Annotated in this window: 17 protein-coding genes; 15 read left to right on the forward strand and 2 right to left on the reverse strand. The window is 44.2% G+C overall.

The window, feature by feature from the left end; all coding sequences use genetic code 11:
* Positions 1 to 380: 380 nt before the first annotated feature.
* The 4 genes from AC1DLM_RS01910 to AC1DLM_RS01925 all read left to right on the forward strand — a co-directional run bounded on the left by AC1DLM_RS01910 (position 381) and on the right by AC1DLM_RS01925 (position 4,712).
* Positions 381 to 1,655: a family 16 glycosylhydrolase gene (locus tag AC1DLM_RS01910; RefSeq protein ID WP_441987805.1), complete on the forward strand. Its 1,275-nt coding sequence runs from the start codon at positions 381 to 383 to the stop codon at positions 1,653 to 1,655.
* A 149-nt stretch (positions 1,656 to 1,804) separates the two neighbouring features.
* A complete protein-coding gene (locus AC1DLM_RS01915) occupies positions 1,805 to 2,614 on the forward strand; it encodes a transporter substrate-binding domain-containing protein (RefSeq protein ID WP_441987806.1) in 810 nt (269 codons plus the stop codon).
* 167 nt (positions 2,615 to 2,781) lie between these two features.
* A complete protein-coding gene (locus tag AC1DLM_RS01920; RefSeq protein ID WP_477568909.1) occupies positions 2,782 to 4,053 on the forward strand; it encodes an FAD-binding protein in 1,272 nt (423 codons plus the stop codon).
* A gap of 2 nt (positions 4,054 to 4,055) precedes the next feature.
* On the forward strand, positions 4,056 to 4,712 hold the full coding sequence (locus tag AC1DLM_RS01925; protein ID WP_477568910.1) for a hypothetical protein: 657 nt from the start codon (positions 4,056 to 4,058) through the stop codon (positions 4,710 to 4,712).
* A 62-nt stretch (positions 4,713 to 4,774) separates the two neighbouring features.
* Here AC1DLM_RS01925 and AC1DLM_RS01930 read toward each other — a convergent pair whose 3' ends face one another.
* Positions 4,775 to 7,123, reverse strand: coding sequence for a beta-propeller domain-containing protein (locus AC1DLM_RS01930; RefSeq protein WP_477568911.1), 2,349 nt, complete (start codon positions 7,121 to 7,123; stop codon positions 4,775 to 4,777).
* Positions 7,124 to 7,313: 190 nt separating this feature from the next.
* Here AC1DLM_RS01930 and AC1DLM_RS01935 point away from each other — a divergent pair, with 190 nt between their 5' ends.
* The 5 genes from AC1DLM_RS01935 (at position 7,314) to AC1DLM_RS01955 (ending at position 14,079) form a co-directional block, all read left to right on the forward strand.
* Positions 7,314 to 8,159 carry a metallophosphoesterase gene (locus AC1DLM_RS01935; protein WP_477568912.1) on the forward strand — a complete coding sequence of 282 codons (846 nt, stop codon included), beginning with the start codon at positions 7,314 to 7,316 and terminating at the stop codon, positions 8,157 to 8,159.
* A 319-nt stretch (positions 8,160 to 8,478) separates the two neighbouring features.
* Entirely contained in the window at positions 8,479 to 9,336 is an 858-nt protein-coding gene (locus AC1DLM_RS01940) for an SDR family NAD(P)-dependent oxidoreductase (protein WP_477568913.1), read from the forward strand.
* Entirely contained in the window at positions 9,323 to 10,864 is a 1,542-nt protein-coding gene (locus AC1DLM_RS01945; RefSeq protein ID WP_477568914.1) for an AMP-binding protein, read from the forward strand. Before AC1DLM_RS01940 ends, AC1DLM_RS01945 begins: the two co-directional genes overlap by 14 nt.
* Before the next feature lie 446 nt (positions 10,865 to 11,310).
* A complete protein-coding gene (locus tag AC1DLM_RS01950) occupies positions 11,311 to 12,012 on the forward strand; it encodes a DUF421 domain-containing protein (RefSeq protein ID WP_477568915.1) in 702 nt (233 codons plus the stop codon).
* A gap of 525 nt (positions 12,013 to 12,537) precedes the next feature.
* On the forward strand, positions 12,538 to 14,079 hold the full coding sequence (locus tag AC1DLM_RS01955) for a peptidoglycan-binding domain-containing protein (protein ID WP_477568916.1): 1,542 nt from the start codon (positions 12,538 to 12,540) through the stop codon (positions 14,077 to 14,079).
* 292 nt (positions 14,080 to 14,371) lie between these two features.
* On the opposite strand, the gene AC1DLM_RS01960 is transcribed toward AC1DLM_RS01955, so the two are convergent.
* Positions 14,372 to 15,682 (reverse strand): amidohydrolase family protein, encoded by a 1,311-nt coding sequence (locus AC1DLM_RS01960; RefSeq protein WP_477568917.1) that lies wholly within the window; start codon positions 15,680 to 15,682, stop codon positions 14,372 to 14,374.
* 158 nt (positions 15,683 to 15,840) lie between these two features.
* On the opposite strand from AC1DLM_RS01960, the gene AC1DLM_RS01965 reads away from it, so the two are divergent.
* From AC1DLM_RS01965 to AC1DLM_RS01990, 6 genes are all read left to right on the forward strand, one after another.
* The gene (locus AC1DLM_RS01965) at positions 15,841 to 16,269 is read left to right on the forward strand and encodes a MarR family winged helix-turn-helix transcriptional regulator (protein ID WP_057313981.1); all 429 of its coding nucleotides are present in this window, start codon (positions 15,841 to 15,843) and stop codon (positions 16,267 to 16,269) included.
* A gap of 201 nt (positions 16,270 to 16,470) precedes the next feature.
* Positions 16,471 to 17,571 (forward strand): WD40/YVTN/BNR-like repeat-containing protein, encoded by a 1,101-nt coding sequence (locus AC1DLM_RS01970; RefSeq protein ID WP_477568918.1) that lies wholly within the window; start codon positions 16,471 to 16,473, stop codon positions 17,569 to 17,571.
* Between the two features lie 268 nt (positions 17,572 to 17,839).
* On the forward strand, positions 17,840 to 17,944 hold the full coding sequence (locus AC1DLM_RS01975; protein ID WP_441987817.1) for a YjcZ family sporulation protein: 105 nt from the start codon (positions 17,840 to 17,842) through the stop codon (positions 17,942 to 17,944).
* 166 nt (positions 17,945 to 18,110) lie between these two features.
* Positions 18,111 to 18,209, forward strand: a complete 99-nt coding sequence (locus tag AC1DLM_RS01980; RefSeq protein ID WP_441987818.1) for a YjcZ family sporulation protein — start codon at positions 18,111 to 18,113, stop codon at positions 18,207 to 18,209.
* A gap of 437 nt (positions 18,210 to 18,646) precedes the next feature.
* Positions 18,647 to 19,504, forward strand: coding sequence for an AraC family transcriptional regulator (locus tag AC1DLM_RS01985; protein ID WP_441987819.1), 858 nt, complete (start codon positions 18,647 to 18,649; stop codon positions 19,502 to 19,504).
* A gap of 148 nt (positions 19,505 to 19,652) precedes the next feature.
* Complete coding sequence (locus tag AC1DLM_RS01990) at positions 19,653 to 20,138, forward strand: hypothetical protein (RefSeq protein WP_477568919.1); 486 nt, start codon at positions 19,653 to 19,655, stop codon at positions 20,136 to 20,138.
* The last annotated feature ends 95 nt before the right edge of the window (positions 20,139 to 20,233 follow it).

Below are 20,233 nucleotides of genomic sequence, written 5' to 3' on the forward strand. Positions count from 1 at the left end.
TTTTTTCAAAATAATAGAAAGTATAAAATTCAAAGAACAGAATTCCCTTTCTTTAGGTGGCGATTTTGCTGACTCTACGCCAATCGCCCGCTAGCGCACAAATAATGTGCGCAAGGAAAGCGCCCCGACCGTCCATCGTTGGTAGCGCACAAATAATGTGCGCAAGGAAAGCATCCCGACCAGCCATCGGCGCAGTCGTATATTTTTCACGAAAAAAGACCGAATTATCGTAGGATTCTAAAGAATCTTAGATATTTTGACTGAAAAGAATCCCTATATAATGATGACGTAAGCGGTTACTAGAAACACAAAACGTATGAGGAGGGTAATTGGCAAGGAAGACGCGATATTCTAATTTAAACGAGAAAGGAATTGAGACAATGATGAAAGCTAAAATGATGAGCTTGTGTATGTTGTTTGTTTTGCTGCTAACGGCAGTGCTGCCCATTCATGTATCTGGAGCTGATTTCCCTGCGAATCCGATTACTAAGACCGGTTATACGCTTGATTTCCAGGAAGAGTTTGATGGCACAACATTGGATACGAATAAATGGCTTCCGTACTATCTTCCCCACTGGACAACGCCGGCTGACCGGGAATTGGGAGCTAAGGCGCGGTACACGATTGCAAACGGGGCCTTGCAAGAACGCATTGATGCAGATACACCAGCATGGAACCCGACTTATGATTCTACCGTGAAAATATCCAGTATTCAGACGTATGAGAAGGACAACTGGCATAAATTCAACGGATCGATGCCGAATAATCATCATGAAGCTGATTTTAATGGATATAGCACGATGTATGGCTATTTTGAAATGAGAGCCAAGAATGCGAATGTCGGCGGCGGGGGGCATCAGGCCTGGTGGATGGTTGGTACGCAGGATACTAGCAGCGCTTCGGCCAATCCCGAAATTGATATTGTCGAGACGTTCTTCTCGAAACCGAATACGTGGCGAATCGCTGGATATGGCTGGGGGGATCCTAATTTTCTAGGTAACTGGGTCTCCTATGAAGATCCGGTTCCAAGCGGCGATCAGTCTTCCGAGTATCATATCTATGGGATGGAATGGACTCCTACACAGCTTAACTTCTACTACGATAACCAGCTGTACAAAACGATCAATGATGCGCCTAACATGCCGATGGGGATGATTTTGGGAATCTATACCGATGCGGGTTCAGGTGTGCATAATAATGTGTGGCCAAAAACATGGAGTGTAGATTATGTCCGTGTATGGAAGAAGAATGGCGGCTATCCAACGCCGTATTATCGTATCAAAAATCATCAAACTGGCCTATATATGCATACGAATAGTCTCACGGGGAACGTAGAATACGGCAATGTACCAGCTACAGATTATAGCTCCCAGTGGTCCAAAGAAACGACGGAGGGCTATACCCGATATAAAAATAGATCGACTGGCCAATACATGCATTTGGAGAATATGAACGGAAATGTTCAGTATGGCACTGTGCCAGCGACATATTGGAGTTCACAATGGACAGAAGAAATTGTCTCGGGCTATACTCGAATGAAAAATCGGTGGAAGGGCACCTACATGCACACGGAGAATAACACGGGTTTGGTGCAGTATGGAACTGTTCCTACAACGTATTGGACCAGCCAATGGACCTTTGAACCTGCTAGTTAATATCTAGTTAATCGTACTTTAAGTCTGCCTGAAACCAGTTAACCCTAACGTAGGGGCTTGACTGGTTTTTTTAACTTGCTCGCCTGCATAACCCTCCAAACATTTACAAATAATACCTATGTTTACCGAATGAGGAGGGTATGGATGCAATGAATGAAGGCTTTAGAAGTAAACGAGGAATTATCCTCTCGATCACCCTGTTGATTGCCATGATAGCTTCTGGATGTACGCAGAATAAAACGGTCAAAGTCGGCATCGAGGAAAATTTCCGCCCCTATACGTATACAGATGGTGGCGAGAAGAAGGGCTTTGAGGTGGAATTATGGCAAGCACTCGCTAAAAAGTCGAAGCTTACCTACGAGTTGGTTCCTATGGAAATGGGTGAATTGAATAAAGGGCTGAAGTCTGGTGCTATTGATTTGGCCATTGCGGGGAAGACAATTACGGATGCACGCAGTAATGATCTTGAGTATTCCGATCCTTATTTTCAAACAAACTTAGTGATTCTTACTGCTTCGGAGAACGGGGTGATCAAAGGGAAAGATGATTTGGTCCAAAAAGCGATAGCAACCGAAAATGGATCACCGGGATTTTACTATGCGAGTGAAATTCAAGGCGCGAAAATCCACGGCTTTTCAAAAATCTCCGATGCCTATGAGGAGTTAAAAAGTCATAAAGCAGACGCGGTTATCGTGGAGGAACGCAATGCCCAGGATTATATTAAAAACACAGCGCAAGGGTCCGTGAAAATAGTAGGAGATCCGTTCAATAAAGAAAGTCTAGCTATTCTTGCTAAAAAGAAAAATAAGTACCTCGGAAGAATCAACGAGTCACTCCAATCGATATCCAAAGATGGCACTTACGAAAACCTGTATACGAAGTGGTTCACAGGCAAACCGAAAATGATGCCGAATAAAATCAAAAAAGAAGTGGAACACGACTTACAACATGAAGCATGATAAATGATTCAATAAGAGCTGTCCGATAAGTAGATTCTTTCTACTTCAGGATAGCTTTTTTCATTGTCAGCATTGTTGCCTAGCAGGCGTTGACTTTGCTGAGGGGGATAAATGCATGTAAAATATAATTGTCTCATCTTAGATTTGAACGAAGGGAGTACATATCGATGATCAATAATCGCAACTGGGCGGGCAATTACACGTACAGCGCCGCCAATTACCATGTTCCCGCGAACATAGAAGAAGTACAAGCATTAGTAGCAAGCAGTCAACAAATCAAGGTGCTTGGTACGCGCCATTCGTTCAATGGCATCGCTGACTGTACGGAAAGCTTGATTTCGCTTGAGAAGCTGAATCGTGTGATCTCGCTTGATCGAACGAACCACCGGGTAACGGTTGAAGCAGGCATTCGCTATGGCGAGCTAGGCGAGTATCTTCACGCGAATGGGTACGCGCTGCACAATCTCGCTTCTTTACCTCATATTACAGTTGCAGGCGCATGCGCCACTGCTACACATGGTTCTGGTGATTGCCATGGCAATTTGGCGACAGCTGTTCATGCCATGGAAGTGGTCATCGCGGATGGGAGTATCGTGCTGTTCTCCCGTGAGCATGAAAATGGTCATCTTGCTGGTGCAGCCGTAGGACTAGGTGGATTAGGTGTTGTCACGACAATCACCTTGGATGTAGTCCCATCCTTTCAGATGTACCAACATGTGTACGACAATGTGCCATTAGCGCAGCTAGAAGAGCACTTCGATGACATATTCTCCAGTGGCTATAGTGTCAGTCTTTTCACAAACTGGCAGGAATCTTCGTTTAATCAACTGTGGAGGAAGCAGGTAACGATGGATCAATCCTCCGCTCCAGAGCAGGTGGAAGCTGAGTTATACGGGGCCAAGCTCGCTGATGCACATCGTCATCCCGTGCCAGGTCACACCTCCGAGAATTGCAGTGAACAGATGGGAATACCAGGGCCTTGGCATGAACGGATGCCGCACTTTCGGATGGATTTCACCCCAAGCGCAGGGGAAGAATTGCAGAGCGAGTATTTCGTGCCTCGCCAACATGCGTATGCGGCACTGTGTGCGCTCGACAGTATCAAAGAGCTCATCTCGCCTCTACTGTATGTTTCTGAGGTACGTACAATTGCGGCAGATGATTTGTGGATGAGTCCCTGCTATAAGCAGCAGATGGTCGCTTTTCATTTTACATGGAAACCGAATTGGGAATCTGTTAAACAAGTGCTGCCTATCATTGAACAGCATCTCGAGCCTTTCGAAGTTCGACCGCATTGGGGCAAGCTGTTTACGATGTCGCCGGCCCGCGTGCAGTCAATGTATGAGAAGCTACCAGACTTTCAGCAACTGCTTCGCCAATGCGACCCAGATGGCAAGTTCCGCAATGACTTCTTGAAAACGTACATCTTGGGAGATTAATAATGAAAAGAATCGGCTGCTTCCATGCCCATTACTCGAATATTGAGCATATTGACAATGCCCTGCGCAGTTTGGACGTGGAGCTCATTCATTATGTAGATCCGGGTCTGGATCGAATCAAGCTGGATGCGGATTTCACGACCGAAATGGCTCAAAAGAAAGTGCTCGACACGCTGAATTGGATAGCGAATTGCCACGTAGACGCGATTTTAATAACATGCACTTTTTTTACCGCCATTTACGATGAAAATGTTCATCCTTTTCCAATTCCGATTATCAAAATCGATGATCCGCTGTTCGAAGAGATCTGTCAGCTGGATCAGCCTGCGATTGTTGCTTTCACGAATCCAAGCACCGTACAAGGAACGATGAACCAGATAACCCTTTACGCCGCTAAGAAAGAGATCGCACTTGAAGCAGCGCCTGCCCTTCTGGCGAATACCTTTGACCTCATCATGCAAGGGAAGAAGAGTGAATACATCCAAGCTGTCACAGATGGATTGATCCTTCTGATCGAGGAAAATCCAACGAAGCGCGTGGTTGCTGCTCAGCTCTCGATGGTTCCAGCGGCTCAGGCTGCGGAGAAGCAAACGAAGCACGTTGTTGGCAATCAACTCGTTTCATTAGCCACGTATCTGAAAGAGGTTTTAGCTATCTAAGTTGGCCTTAGTCAAACAAAAAAGCCCCGATCCTTCTAGGATTCGAGGCTTTTTTGGCCTATTTACGGGATGACGACCGTATTCTTTTCTTTCAGCGTGCTAATGTCGTTCGCCTTAATGAATCCGTTCGACACGGTATACAGGGTGTCACCGATATAAAGAACGCGTTGCACTTGTTTATCACCAGCATAAAAATGCTGACCCGCTTTACTCAGATCTTCCTGCGAGAGATGGGTGATGCCGCCGCGGAACTGGAATCCTTTTTCCAAATCAAGGTTGTAAACGTACGCCCCTTGGAAAGCGAAGCTTCCATATGCGTTAGCCGAATTCTTCGAATTGGTAGTCGCCGGGTCGAGTTTCATCACCGAAACAGGGAAGGAAAGTAGATTTTTCTCTTTAGAAAAGAGCAAAGCACGATGATTGTACAGCAACTCAGAATCCGTTCCCCGATCGCCGATCAGCTCTGTAAATTTCTCCTTCGGATTATTCACATCAGATACATCGAATAAAGCTACTTTCATGCCCTGATAATAGGCGATGGGTTGTGAGCCTGCCGCGTTTTTGTTTTCAACCTCAACCGTATCCTTGCCGAAGCCAATAATATGGTTTTCATCATAAGGATGCAGATAGTTGCTGTAACCTGGGATTTTTAATGCCCCTAACAATTTCGGCTGATCCGGTTGCTTTAAGTCTAAGACGAATAGCGGGTCGGTGTTTTTAAAAGTAACCATATAAGCGCGGTCGCCCATGAAACGGGTAGAATAGATGCGCTCGCCTGGCGCGATGTTTAAGATCTTGCCTTCCTCTTTCAGGTTGGCGTCAAGGATATAGACGTGGTTTTTCGATGTGCCCTCATCTGTCCGCCAGACTTCTCCCGTGGTTGTAGCAAGTCGAAGGTGTCCGTTATGCTCATCCATCGAGAATTGATTGAGAAGATGACCAGGTACTTTGCCGGTATTTTTATACACAGCTTTCCCTGCGTTCAGTCCGAACTGATAAAGAATAGTGTCCTGCTGTTGATCTTCATAGGTTGTGGCCGCCACGTATAAGTTCTCTTCCGAAGCGTACACGTTCTGTCCCGAGCCGAGGTACGAGGTGACATTCATCGTCTGCGTCAGATCGCCCAGATTAAGACCTCCTACGAGCACATAGTTAGGCTCGAGGGCTTTGGGCAAATAGTAGATTTGATCCAACGGAATTGAAGTGAAAGAATCACCTGCCGAGGAATCTCGGTAAGCTGGGGCTAGTTCTTTTTTGGCGTCATCCGTATTCGCCTTTTCACGGTAGTAATAGTAATTGACATATTTATTGGCGATAAAATATAGCGATGTCCCGATTTTACGGGAAGAAATATAGTTTCCTTCAAGCTCAACTTCTTTCAGTAACTTCAGGTTGCTCCGATCCGTGAGATCGTAAACCATGACCTTCGTCGTTGCCTGCGATCGGATCGGTGAAATCATTCTCTTGTCTACAATGCCGATAGTTTTGCTGCTGTTGCTTGTGGCCTCATTATATGGCACGGGTATGAGGTTTTGATAGGATTGCCCCAACACGATCAGATGCGTATCGTCCACGTAGATTTCACTCGGTTGGAACTGCGTGTTTGCAGTGTTCGCCGCTTGGGGGAAATCAAGGATACTCAGCACTTTCATCTGATCTGCCGGATACGCTTGGGTGACGATGATCCGCTGCTTATTCACGGTATAAATGTACGTTCCATCTGACTTGACGACATCCGATTCATCCACACCTTGCACTTGCACATTCGTTCCAGAGTACTCGGGTGACACGGATTTGGCCGAGTCCTGGACGGCGACACCAGCACTGCCGGGGGGAGCTGGCGCAGAGGATGTCGTGGAAGATTCAGCGATGGCAGATTTCATCATGACAACATTTGTGCGCATCCCGTTGCTTTCATTCTGCGTTAATAGGGTAACTAAGTGATCATAAGTACCGACAACCGGCAAGCTGTCAGCTTGCTTGGTGATGTTAACGGAGCTGCTTGCTGAATCCCAGCGGACAATCTGATTTGCGCTTTCCATGAAGAAACGCAGAGGTACGTAGAGGGAGTCATCAACGATTTGTGTGACGCCGTTCATGGTAGTTGCTTGCCCATTAACATCGKCATAGTCGGAATTTAGGGGCAGCTTCAGCTCGTACCCATCGCGTGTAACAACGGCAGCTCGTTCAGCTTCAAGCCACGTTACTTCCATGTCTAAAGCGGTTGCAAGATCGCGAACAGGCGCCATTAGAATGCCATCCATCATACGTGGCTGCTGGGAGAAAGCGATCGGTTGACCTTCAAGCTTGACAATCGTTTCCTGACCAGCCTGCGTAGAGACAGGTGTAAAAGCGGATGTTAAGAGGATCGCGGTCGTTAGGAGGCCTGCGGCCAAAACCTTTTTCTTCATTTAGCTCATCCTTTGCTTCGTTATTGTAGGTTTCCATTATTTTTATCTGTATCCACTAAACGGATGGCATTAAAAATTTGTTGCATACTTTTGGAAATATTTTTATGGCGTCTGACAATGGTAGGTGGAGTTAAAATAGCAAGATAGCCCCCATTTGTTATATGATTGAGATATGGAAAATAAAGAGAAAATGAGTCGTCGTTCCTTTTTGAAAAAGGGTTTGCTGCTGGGTGGAGGTCTGTTATCAGTCCCCCCGTTAAGTTATGGGTACGCCACGTGGGTTGAGCCCCGTTGGTTGCAAGTGGAGCGTATTTCATTGGCTTTTTCTACACTGCCAGAAGCCTTCAAGGGATTGCGGGTAGTGCAATTCAGTGATTTACATTTTGGGTTTCATCTGGATATTCAGCAATTAACTAAGGTTATCGAGGTCATTCAGGCGGAAAAACCAGACATCGTATGCTTCACCAGTGATCTCGTCGATTATGAGATTGGTGGGCAGGGTCAAGAAATACGCGATGTTTTGAAGACGATCACAGCAACTTACGGCTGTTATGCCGTGCTCGGCAATCACGATTATTATGGCGATGTTGACGAAGTGGCGGATGTGTTAGAGGGTGGTGGGTTTCACTGCCTGCGTAATCGGGGACTACGCATTCAGAAAGACGGCCAATCCATATGGATCGCCGGCGTAGAGGATATGTGGGAGGGCGTTCCTAATCTTAAAGCGGCGATGCAGTCTGCAAAAAAAGAAGAGTGGGTACTCCTATTATCCCATGCACCGGATTATGCCGATGTTGTTGCGGCTGCGGGAGCCGTCCATTTGCAGCTTTCGGGGCATTCCCACGGTGGTCAAGTAAGACTCCCGATCATTGGGCCACTGGCCTCTGTGCCGTATGGCGTCAAATATCCCTCAGGACTCTATCGTGTAGGGAACAAGCAAGCCCTTACGCTTTACACGAATCGAGGGATTGGCGTGTCGGTTCGTCCGATACGATTCATGTGTCGTCCTGAGATTACGGTGTTGACGTTGGGGTAAGGCTTGGTCGGGCAGCTAGATCGCGCCATGCCCTGTGTGCGAAATAACGGGAGAACCTACAGTTAATTCCGTGAGATTCTTCGAATTTATGGGAATAACTGTAAAAAATACAATTAATTTCAAACGATTGCTTCAGAAACAGCAGAAACACGAAAATTAGCTACATATTTTACAGTTAAATCTGAAATTCAAGTTGAAATCTGAAAAATAACTGGAGGTTATCCAGTTATTGATGTGTGTAGTTGATGCGGCGGGGGAACTTACTCCAAGTACATCCCCTCATCCGATTTAAGCCCCAATTAAAGAAGGTAGTGAAATCATGCCAAGAGCTAGCCTACACAGTCTTCTCTCAAATCTCCTATTCCCACCGACGAAATTAAACAAACAGAAGCTAGAGCGCCAGCTAGCAGGCAAAACGGTCCTAATCACCGGTGCCAGTTCCGGAATCGGAGAGCAACTTGCGTATCTGCTATCCGAGATGCAGGTTCATCTGATCTTGGTAGCCAGACGAGAGGCGAAGCTCCTAGCCATGAAGAGTGAAATCGAAGTGAAAGCGGCAGCCCACGTAAGTGTGTTCCCTGCGGATCTTCGAGATCCGAAAGACATGGAGGGATTGCTGACCTTTCTCCATCAACTGCCAGATGGGCTCGATATCGTCATCAGCAATGCGGGGCATTCAATCAAGCGTTCCATTCGGGAGTCGTTGGACCGTTATCACGATTTCACGCGTACGATGGCGATTAACTATTTCGTGCCGGTTCAACTATTGCTCTCTATTATACCGCTGCTTGAGCAAAATCAAGGACATATCATTAACATTTCGACGGTCAATGTGATGCTTATTCCTATGCCTCATTGGGCGGCGTATCAGGCATCAAAGTCAGCTTTTGACACGTGGTTTCGATCCGCCGCACCTGAGCTGAACACGATGGGGATCGCCACGACCTCGATCTATCTCCCGCTTGTAAGAACGCCTATGATTCTGCCAACCGCAGCGTATCACAAATTACCCGCCATGTCCCCAGAACATGTCGCTAAGATGATCGGTAACGCCATCTATACCAGAAGGCAAACGTTCAAGCCGTGGTGGTTGATTTTCGGAGGGCTAGCTTCCTTACTTTTCAGAACAATGCCTAGATTATCGAGGAAAAAGGGTAACGGCCATGAGGATGTTTAAACTAATCTATGTGTTGGTTCAAATTAGGCTGTTCTCGCTGGTTGCGGTGTTCCGGTTAGCCTCCGCCATCTACGCATCGGGTACGAATCTGATGGCTCTGCTGCAATTTGCAGCTAAAACCTACGGTGATAGAATCGCGTTAGCGGATGAGCAGGAGACCTTGACGTATAGTCAATTGTTTGCACAATCCAAACAGCTTTCGGCCCAATTGGCGAGGGAATACCAACTTACTGGTGGTAAGAGAGTGGGTTTCTTGTGCAAGAACCATGCCTCTTTGGTGAAAGCCATCTATGCGGTTTCTTTTACAGGGGCGGATATCTATCTACTGAATGCGGAAATGAGTAAGGATCAATTGCAGGGGATTCTGGCGAGGAAAGATTTTCACCTTGTGGTCTATGACGACGAACTAAGCGCTTTGCTAGAGAAAACAACGTACACGAATGCCAAATTACCCAGTTATCATCCGATCTCATCTGCGATCAATAACTTAGCTGTTACAACTAGTTTTGAAAAAAGAAAACAACGCCGAGCGTCTTCCGGGAAATTAGTGCTGCTGACAGGTGGAACAACAGGCAAAGCCAAAGAAGCGGCACATCAACCATCGCTATTCAATTATTTGGATCCTTTTGCGGGATTCCTGACCCGATTGCAAATCCTGAACAAGCATACTGCCTATATTGCGACGCCGATTTATCATGGTTATGGGGTAGCGGTGTTGCTCCTTTTCTGCGCTTTGGGCAAAAAAGTAGTCATTCAACGCGGATTTGATGCAGAGAGAGCCTGTCGATTGATTCGGGAGCATCAGGTTGATATCGTAACGGTAGTTCCTTTAATGGTTCATAAAATGTTGAAAACCAACGCAGACGATTTGAAATCGCTTTCTTGTATAGCTTCAGGCGGAGCTGAGCTCAATCCGAAATTGGTTCAAGAGACGCTAAGTCAATTGGGAGAAGTACTGTACAATCTGTACGGCACGTCGGAAGCGGGTTTGAATATCATTGCAGTTCCGAAGGATTTGACCTACTCCGCCCACACGATTGGCAGGAAGATTAGCGGTGTTCATGTAAAAGTCATGGATGATCAGAAAGTAGAAACTCCAGTCGGCGGCGTTGGTCAAATATGTATTCGAAACAAATGGTCGATGCGAAACAAAGTTAGTAGATGGATCGAAACCGGCGATTTGGGCTATCGGGATGAGAAAGGGTATTACTTTTTGCGTGGAAGAGTAGACAGTATGATTGTTTCAGCGGGGGAAAATGTGTTTCCGTTCGAGGTGGAACAAATCTTGCTCACTCACCCTCTCGTCGAGGATGCAGCCGTTATTGGGGTTGCGGATGAGCTTTTTGGGCAGAGGTTAAAAGCGTGGGTCCAGTTGGTACCTGGTGCAGATACGACAAAAGAGGAACTCCTAGATTGGCTGCGCGCTAGAGTAGCACGATTTCAGTTGCCCAAAGAGATCAGCTTCGTCGAGCATTTGCCCTATACACCTTTAGGGAAGTTGGATAAAAAAGCGTTGAATAAGAAATGACCACCACAGGATGTTGTTGTGATGGTCATTTTTTTAGAGAAATGGTCTGAACGGAGAACATGGCCTAGATTCCACCAGGAAAATGGCTAAGAGATCAAACAGAACTAATGGGAGAAGAAATGGTAGGAACGAGATATGTGCTTTCTTTCCATTGCGTGTTTGTTTCAAATAAACCTTGTTCCCGTCAACTTTCACAATCGTGCCACGGTAAGTGCCGTGTGTCGTTTTTATCGTAACTTCTCGATTGAGGTACTTTTTACAAATCAAATAAGAGTCGGATCGCGTCAAAGGAATACCCCCTTTCTAGCTGTATTACTCTAGTATATGCCCGTCCCATAGAACTAGTGTGTGTGTTTAGATATTCAGCATACTTTAATAAGGTTAATTCTCAATATGTGGTATTATTTGTTATACAAATCTATTGAATTTATATTCCGAAGGGAAAGATGAAGGTGGATACCACTCTTTATGTAAGTATCGGTGTCAAGCTTACGGTCGCTTTGATAGGACTGTTGATCATGACCAGGCTGCTGGGAAAAAAAGAGATCTCCCAATTGACCGCCTTTGATTTCGTTTCCTCTTTAATGCTCAGTGAACTGGTCGGCAATACGATTTATGATGATGACATTCATCTTAGCCATCTACTATTTGCTCTGATTATCTGGACGCTTCTAGCGCTAGGGTTGGAAAAGTTTATCGCACGATTCCCCAGACTTTCCCGGTATGCTGCGGGAACGCCGGATCTGATTATCCGGGACGGTGTGATTGACTTCAAGGCCATGAAGCGCAACAATCTCGATTTCGCCCAATTGGGCATGCTGCTTCGGGAAAATAATATTTTCTCGCTGCGCGAAGTGGCCTACGCCTTGTTCGAGACGAACGGCAGCATCAGCGTGCTGCTCCAGAAGGACCCAGAAAAGATCAGCGGCAATGCCAAAAACCAGCAGAGCACCGTCAGCCTTCCCGCCYACATCATTGAAAACGGCAGCATCAATGAAGATACATTGAAGCGCCTCGGGCGAGACAAGAATTGGGTGGAGCAGCTTTTGCAGCTAAGTGGAATTACGGATCATGAGCGCGTGCTTTTCGCGGAATGGTCGGATTCGAGTGGTTTGTATTATCAGCTAAAGGAAGATAAAAAAGCGTAAAAACAAGTGAGTGAAGGACACAAGTTGCAACGTTTGAATTTGGTCCTACGAGCAATAACCCGAATGTTCCATTAGGTAAGTACACTACTCTCGTTGATTACAATAAAGCTACGAATGCTATTACTCTGACAGGAGTCAAATGGATTATCCAACCATCCAACTATGAATTTGTTAATTTTGTAGGTAGCATTTCCGGCGACTATATCAATGGCTCAGTAAATTCGGTCAATAAACAAGCAGTTGGTACTTTCAGTATTAAACTTGTGAAATAGATCACGCATCATTCTAAAGAACGAGTTAAAATCAAGTGTGGCAGTCTAGAGTTTTGGACTGCTATTTTGTATTTTATGAGACTCAGTCTACTCTACTTATTTATATACAGTTGACGATTTTCCGTACGACTGACGGTTTATGATCAAAAATAAATAGATTTGGCAATATGTAATATAAAACAACGAGCAGCATAGCGTAATTGGAATCATACCCAAACTAATGGCCAAGTCATAATGCAAAGGGGTACACATCATGTTCTTCTCGGTAAAACAAAAAGCGGCTGCTATCCTCGCAACTGCAGCGCTTATTATGACAGCATGCAGTGAGAGCGAGCCAATAAAGCCTCCTCAAGATGCAGAAAAGGATAAGGCATCGGAGCAGATTCGTCTGGCTTTGAGAAATCACCCCGATTTTCACGTTTTCAAGACAACCTATGGAGATTATTTGGGCTGTCCCAGCAGCGGTTTCGGGCCAAGTGTGGTCCACCTGAAATCTTCCGGAAGTGTATATACGATGAACGGCATAGCCCGGGGCAATTACAAGAATCTCCCTAATTACGAGGGCGAACATCTTAGCGAGTATCTTTCCGCATGCTCTAGCTCACCTGAGGAAATGGAGCAGCATCCGGTTATTGTAAAAGCTTCGTCTGAACAATCAGATCAACCTTCCGAACAGGTCAAGCTGGCTATCGCAACACCTGTTGCAACCGATGAAGATATGGAGAAGGCTAAAGAGTTGATACCACCTGGAACTAAGCACGAACAGCTTGTTTTGGATGAGGTTTCGAAAGGGTATATCACTCCTAAAGAAATAGAAATCTACTTATTTATGAAAAACCGTTTTGAAAATTATATCGAGAAGGACGGAAAATACGATATCGATAAGCATGATCCTTTGGTTTATAAAGATGCGGAAGCGGCATTCGGTCTACCTATGGAAAAAACTAGTGACATCTATTGGCGAGCCGACAACGTCTTCGGTGGTAGGAAGCCCAAGGAAAGCATACTCTTGGACTCCAAGAACATTCCAGTCGAAATCTCAGTAGACAGAATCGAACTTACGCCTAAAAAGGAGTTAGAGGTAACTGTTTCGAATCAAACGAAAATTACTGGAACATTACCGAACATTAATTTGACATTCGATCTTTATAAAAATGGCAAAAAAGTTGGATTTGAAATCGTTTGGTTAGAAGAATTAGGTACTGGTAAGAAGATGTATACGAGTCTACCTATCCGTCATGATTTCRATACGGTTGARGGCAGGCTGTATATGAACGTAGATGAGATGAAAAAGCGCGGACTAAGATCTAACATTGAGATTGGCAATAAACGAGGTGACCCGGTCGTTCAATTGTTGCAATTAAAGCCCTTTAATGTCTTAACCAGTAAGGAGGTCGTTCTTCCCAGGGAAGAGGCCATTCCCGTTCAGGTTACAGCGGAGGAAAAGAAGCCGATCGAGAGCTCAAAAACAGCTGAGAGAACCAAACCTGCAGAGAGTGCAAAGCCAGCCGTCACTCCAAAGCCGTCAGAACATCCACAGGTTCCGGTATTGCCTGAGGGAGTGCTGAAGCCCGGATCATCGGGTGCTAAAGTGAAACAATTACAGGAAGCGCTCTTGCTAGTCGGAGAGCAGCTTCCTGTCAGCGGTGCGGACAGTTTCTATGGAAAAGAAACGGTCGAAGCAATCAAATCAGTGCAAACAAAGATGCAAAAGAAGGCGGACGGTATATATGGAGAGGAGACAAGAAAAGCTCTTCTTGCACTTTTGATAGCTGGAAAAGCTCAAGCACGCTGACAAGTATTGAATTATTTAAATCATAACCTTCCCACTCTAAAATAAAGGGGCTGCTGTTTAGGCTGCCCCTTTCATCATAATGTCCAATAAAATTAGAGATCTTGACTGAAAAAATGGCGTGTGACAAGAATATGATCCGTTTGCCGAACCAGGCCAAGAATATCGTCCGATTGCAGACAAAGAGACATAATAAATATACGGTGGGTCATTCCACTAACGGGCAGTTTAATTACAAAGTCGAATAGCAAGGCACTCTTCGAAGTAGAGTGCCCGCACAAAAAAGTAGAAATAATTACCTTTGTTTTTGTACACCTTTGAACCATATAGCTTTAATAGATAGGGTATCCGAGATATTGGTAGTCGGGTCGCCATTGACCAGCACTAGGTCAGCGCGCGCACCTTCGGCAATACGGCCACGATCATTAAGACCGAATCTGCGGGCCGGTTTCGAGGTAGCCGATTGAAGTGCTTCTATTGGAGTGAACCCGGCTGTAACCAGTAATTGCAATTCATGATGTACGCTGGCTCCATGAGCAAGGCCGCCAAGATTCGGAACGGGGACGGGGGCGACATCCGTCCCGACCAGAATATCCACACCGGCCCTGTGAAGATCCATCACATTTTTAAAGCTATTTTCTATTTTGCCTTGCGGGAAAGTATTAAAGCTAGAGTTCAAAATATCGATCCAATCCGGACTTAATTTGGAATGAACACGTGGGTCATTCGCCAATTGCGATGCTGGGTTCCCAAGAATGGATGAGTTCAAAACCAAGCACGGTGTAACAAACGCGCCAGAATCGACGATGGATTGCACTAGCTCCGGCGTGTAATCGGGCCTGTCGATAAACAGGTGGCCCAATCCGTCTACGCCAAGATCGATGGCGGTTTGGGAAGAATGAGCAGTCAAGACGTGGGCGATGACGACTTTATCGAACTTATGGGCTTCTTCCACCGCTGCTTTTAGAATTTCGTCGCTTAAAACAGGCAGTCCAGGAGCGCCCATGACAGTTCCTTCTTCAATCATAATTTTTACATAGTCGGCTCCATTCTCCACCTGGGTATGTACATGTTTAATCGCTTCTTCCACCGTTGTTACTTGCGGCACTTCCTCGTGATCGTGGGCGTAAGCGGCTAGCATAGCTTCCCGGTCTTCCTTCGATAACTTCTCCAATTCCTTTAATACGAATTCTGGAATCTCATCCCCATCTGGCAGCAATTCATCCGGGTGACCACCAGGAGCGGTGACTGCCGTACCTGCAGAACGGACATCAGCGATATCTTCCGTATTTTTCAGTTGGATCGCACGTCCTCTTTCTGTAAAGTCACCGTTCATTTCGAGTTCTGTCGTCACACCGAAGTTTAATGCATCCCGTAATCCACCGATGGAAGTATGAACATGCGCATCAATTAAGCCGGGCAGTAATGTTGCATCCTTAGCATCGATGATTGTTGCATTCGCCGGAATGTCTCCACCTACTGCAACAATGGTTTCCCCATTGATGACAATACTCCTTGATTCTATTACTTTTTCTCCATCGAAAATACGCACATTCGTAATAGCAGTAATTTTTTCTGCAGATGAGCTTTGGACTACATTCTTCATATTGTTATTCCTCCTTGGATAAGCCTAGAAACAATTTGAAGTATAACTGTTAGGAAACTAACTGTCAATAAACTAATATTTAATTGACATGAAAGCTCGATGTTTGTATAGTTTACTTACTAACAGTTAGTTTTCTAATAATACGAGGAGGAACGTTCATGAAGCCTCACAAGAATACGCCTTATCTGGATTTGTTTCAGGTTATTGGCCTTAAGTTAAAGAAAAAAGCGGACGAGAGCATAAAAGAGCTAGGGTTAAACGCTCAACAAGGAAAAATAATTGGCTATATCTACGAGAACCAAGAAACTGAATTAATTCAGAGGGATCTTGCTGATCGGTTTCATCTACGCGGGGCTAGTATCACAGGTATGCTTCAAGGTCTTGAGCAAAGAGGATTCATCGAGCGGAAAATCCCAGTCAATAATGAACGACAAAAAAATATTTATGTTTTGCCAAAGGCCGTTGAATTGATCGAGGACTTTAATGAATCCTTTCAAAAAGTGGAGGACGAAATCGTTCAAGTCCTTTCTGAAGAGGAGAAACAAATCTTAAAGGAATTGTTGATTAAAATTAATGAACGCTTATAATCGCGCTTGGAATCTACCCGATAGATTGGGTACTTAATTGAACTAACGTGTAACGTTACTACAAACAAACCCAGGAGCAGATTGCCGTGGCAGCTGCTCCTTTTGTCATTAGCGTGCATGGAAAATGAAACCTTTCTTAGGTATTAAAACGTCTAAATATACAACAAGTGTATCAGGGTTGGTATTAAAGGAGAGTGATGAATGAGTTTGAAAAAGTTTATTTTAGGTGCTTTGGTTTGTGTTGTTCTTGTTGGGCTATCGGCATGTTCTAAAGATAACGTTCAGCAGCAATCACTAAATATAACCCAACCACAGTCGCCAACGACAAATACTCCCGCAACAGTACCTATCGTGGTAGGGACTTCATCATCATGCGATATTGCTCCGAAACAACTAACTCTGGCCGGGAAAACGTATCTTCTATCGAATAACGCCAAAGCGGATGAAGGACCAATGAAACTAGCGTACATCAAGTGCGAAAAAGGGACATTTACGATGGGCGATGCAGATAATGGTTACGTTATATTTAGCGCGGGTAAAACTAATGATATCTACTTGGCGGGAGGACGCACTGAAAAGGGGCTTCATCAATTTTATTCCTTAGAGGAAGCAGCTCAATCCCCAGGCTCTAACAAAGCTAATGCAAATCCTACACCACTGTCTACAACATCTAAAGTTGCTGCCTCGGATTCGATGCAACTCATTGGCACCTACTCAAATCAGTCCGAGCAAGTATCGCTTTATAATTCCACAGATGGCATAGTCGTGAAAAGCAGTTCAGATAAAGGGAAAACATGGAGCGACGCTGTACCATTACCGTTCAAGCAAGATTGGGAGAAGCAAATCCAAGCTGGTAATGTGTATACTTCGCTTCTATCCAGTTCATCACCAAGCAGGATCTTATTAACTTCGGACCCAGCCTTAGGACTCATGAATAAGTCGTTATATGAGTCGAGTGACAACGGTAAGACATGGATTTTCATTAATGAAGTTTCTCTAGTTATCGATGGATATGTTACGGGAATCTCCTTTCGCTCACCGACCGATGGATGGATTTCAGCTACCTATCACCAAGATACAGCCATGGTCCCTCTATATCGCACGAAAGATGGGGGAAAGACATGGTTACTCCAAAATATCCCGATACCGAAAGGATATAAATATGGAAATACCTATGCTCCAGTATTTGATATAAATAACGCTCAATCGGGAACGTTGAAAATCGAGTTTGTCAGCGATACAAATAAGGATGTATTTGAATTTATAACGAAAGATGGCGGGGAAACTTGGGTTAAAAAATAAACACTTACTTTTAGGATCAATACCGTAAACAAAGCGAGCAGGAAGCCGTGGCAACCTGGCTCGCTTTGTTGCGCTAACGGCGAACGATAGTAATTGTTCCACGAATACCTCCGCTTTCCTAAACAAAAAACCGTCCTTTAGAGGAACGGATTATTTTGTGTTTTTTTACCTTCCAGCAAGGAAGCCCTGGCATATGTCCAATCAATCACTATGTACCGAGCGTATGATTATACCGTAATGAAAATTTACTTGAGGGGAATGAGTAAATATGAGTGGTGCAAGTTGTGCAGGTTATGGTGGAGGTAGCAGCGCAGCAGCTGTTTTGGTTCTTTATGTTCTTTTGGTAATTATCTTAATGACTTTTGCAATTTAAACCAACATCACAAAAATACACAAACGGTCTTTTCGCGAAATAGATGCGATTACAGACCGTTTTTTTCTCGTTGTTTAAATGAGGGTGACGTATGTCCAATCAAAAACTATGTACCGAGCGTATGATTATACCGTAATGAAAATTCACTTGAGGGGAATGAGTAAACATGAGTGGAGTAGACGGTTTTCATCATCATCGTACAAGCGCATTTGTCTTGGTTCTTTTTATTCTTTTGGTTATCATCACATCAGCTTTTGTATGGTAATGCCTTAACCAACATCACAAAAAAACAAAAACGGTCTTATCGCGAAATAGATGCGAATACAGACCGTTTTTTTCTCGTTGTTTAACCGAGGGTGATGAATGAGTTGTTGAGTGGGTTGGCAATATCAATATATGGTCAAGTGAATGATTCCGCACTAGGTCTATACCGCCACTTCGATACCCATTTCAATTGCTCCTTCCAACAATCAGCTGTGTACACTAACTGCAAGCGATTTCTGGAACACAAGTTTGTTACGCTAACGGTGAACTGTAGTTGAAAGGGATCATCGGCTGCCACGCAGTCAGAGGACCTTTTTTTAGTTGAAGGGATAGTTTTTGGTAACTGAATTTTTCGCAAAAAAAATCAAAAAATGCGATTGATTTTTGTATATAATCTGCTTAGATATATCAGGGATATACGAGAAAGGAAAACATTTAATGGATTATTTTACTCAGATCCGGCAAGTAGTCGCCTATTTGGAGAATAAGTTGACTGATGAGATTACGTTAGCAGAGGCAGCAGAAGTGGCAGGTTTTTCGCAGTATCATTTTCATCGGATTTTCCAGACATGGGTCGGTCAATCGTTAGCAGAATACGTAAGGAGACGCAGGCTTACGCAAGCTTCTTATGATTTGTTAAGGACAAAGTATTCCATTCTCGATGTAGCGGTAAAGTATCAGTTCGAATCTCAGGCTTCTTTTTCACGTGCGTTTCGAAAAATGTTCGACGTAAATCCGGGTGGGTACAGAAAAGTAGGCAAACGGCTTCAGAATAAAGAGGAACCAATTATCTCTGCAGAAAGGCTTAAACATCTATATGGAGGTATGCCGATGGAGATCAGAATCGTTGAAAAGGCAGCTTTTAAAGTGGTTGGGATGAAAGTGGAAACAAGAATGTCAGAAAACAAAATACCAGGGTTATGGGCACAATTTCTAGAACGGATTCATGAGGTGAAACACCGTTCGAACGTGCACGATACGTACGGGATTAGTGAGTACAGTGACAATTATGTTGATGAGTGGTCTAATTATTGGGCTTGTGTTCCTGTCCACTGCATTGAGGAAATACCTGAAGGAATGGTCGCTAAGACTGTATCCGCCGCCATCTATGTTGTAGTTACCCATAAAGGCAAACTTCAGACGATGGGTAATGTGTTTGATTATATTTACACAACATGGCTGCCAAAGTCAGGCTACGAGCTTGATGAAAAGGATAGTTTTGAATTATACAGTGAGCGTTTTTTAGGTGGTGACAATGAGGAGTCGGAGATAGATCTGTACATTGCAATAAAATAATGTCTGAAAAATTTAAATAGCCCTGTTCATTCAACAAACGGGCAGAATAGTTACAAAAAAAGGTAATAACTTATTGATAGCGAATGTATTGAGTAAGATTTCTATTCAATTACTAAAAATCGATTGCAAAAAAGAGGAGAAGAGTAAAATGAAGAGTCTTTTCTTAAATCAAGCAATTGAAAATATAAACACCATTAATTGGATGAATAATCATGAAAGAACCGAAGAAGAGTGTAAAATAGACGTTTTTTTTGTCAAGGAGTTTTTCAAGCGATTGTCTCTTTTTCTTGATTTTCTTTCGGTGGAATCAAAATACCCATATATCGATCCAGTTAAATTGATCAATAAGGAAAGTAAGATTGATTATGATAAGGTTTTTGAGTTATGTCCCAATCTCATTAAAGCACCAAATGGAGTAACTCAAGCGTTATGCGTGAATCATGTTATTTGGAGTTCATTAGCAGATGAAGGAGATCCAATTGTAATTCAATTTAATGATCTATTCAAACCGTTAATTGATCTTTTTAATGGTGGAGGATCTTGGAGAACTCATCATGGCATGTTAGATATAAGCAATAAATTTCTTTGTTTCCTCTCAGATTGGAAGGAATATAAGACGATTGAGTTACACTAACGGAAGACGATAGCTCAATAAACATCAGGAGAAGGCTGCCGACAGCAATGATCGGCGGCCTTCTCCGCTAACTGACAGGATATCAAAAAAGGTTT

Source organism: Paenibacillus sp. 01T442 (assembly GCF_056398345.1).

Coding starts and splice junctions, on each gene's coding strand:
- AC1DLM_RS01980 (WP_441987818.1), top strand. CDS start 18,111: ATGAGTGGAGTAGACGGTTTTCATCATCATCGTACAAGCGCATTTGTC.
- AC1DLM_RS01960 (WP_477568917.1), bottom strand. CDS start 15,682: ATGAAGAATGTAGTCCAAAGCTCATCTGCAGAAAAAATTACTGCTATT.
- AC1DLM_RS01940 (WP_477568913.1), top strand. CDS start 8,479: ATGCCAAGAGCTAGCCTACACAGTCTTCTCTCAAATCTCCTATTCCCA.
- AC1DLM_RS01965 (WP_057313981.1), top strand. CDS start 15,841: ATGAAGCCTCACAAGAATACGCCTTATCTGGATTTGTTTCAGGTTATT.
- AC1DLM_RS01910 (WP_441987805.1), top strand. CDS start 381: ATGATGAAAGCTAAAATGATGAGCTTGTGTATGTTGTTTGTTTTGCTG.
- AC1DLM_RS01970 (WP_477568918.1), top strand. CDS start 16,471: ATGAGTTTGAAAAAGTTTATTTTAGGTGCTTTGGTTTGTGTTGTTCTT.
- AC1DLM_RS01985 (WP_441987819.1), top strand. CDS start 18,647: ATGGATTATTTTACTCAGATCCGGCAAGTAGTCGCCTATTTGGAGAAT.
- AC1DLM_RS01990 (WP_477568919.1), top strand. CDS start 19,653: ATGAAGAGTCTTTTCTTAAATCAAGCAATTGAAAATATAAACACCATT.
- AC1DLM_RS01920 (WP_477568909.1), top strand. CDS start 2,782: ATGATCAATAATCGCAACTGGGCGGGCAATTACACGTACAGCGCCGCC.
- AC1DLM_RS01915 (WP_441987806.1), top strand. CDS start 1,805: ATGAATGAAGGCTTTAGAAGTAAACGAGGAATTATCCTCTCGATCACC.
- AC1DLM_RS01975 (WP_441987817.1), top strand. CDS start 17,840: ATGAGTGGTGCAAGTTGTGCAGGTTATGGTGGAGGTAGCAGCGCAGCA.
- AC1DLM_RS01925 (WP_477568910.1), top strand. CDS start 4,056: ATGAAAAGAATCGGCTGCTTCCATGCCCATTACTCGAATATTGAGCAT.
- AC1DLM_RS01945 (WP_477568914.1), top strand. CDS start 9,323: ATGAGGATGTTTAAACTAATCTATGTGTTGGTTCAAATTAGGCTGTTC.
- AC1DLM_RS01935 (WP_477568912.1), top strand. CDS start 7,314: ATGAGTCGTCGTTCCTTTTTGAAAAAGGGTTTGCTGCTGGGTGGAGGT.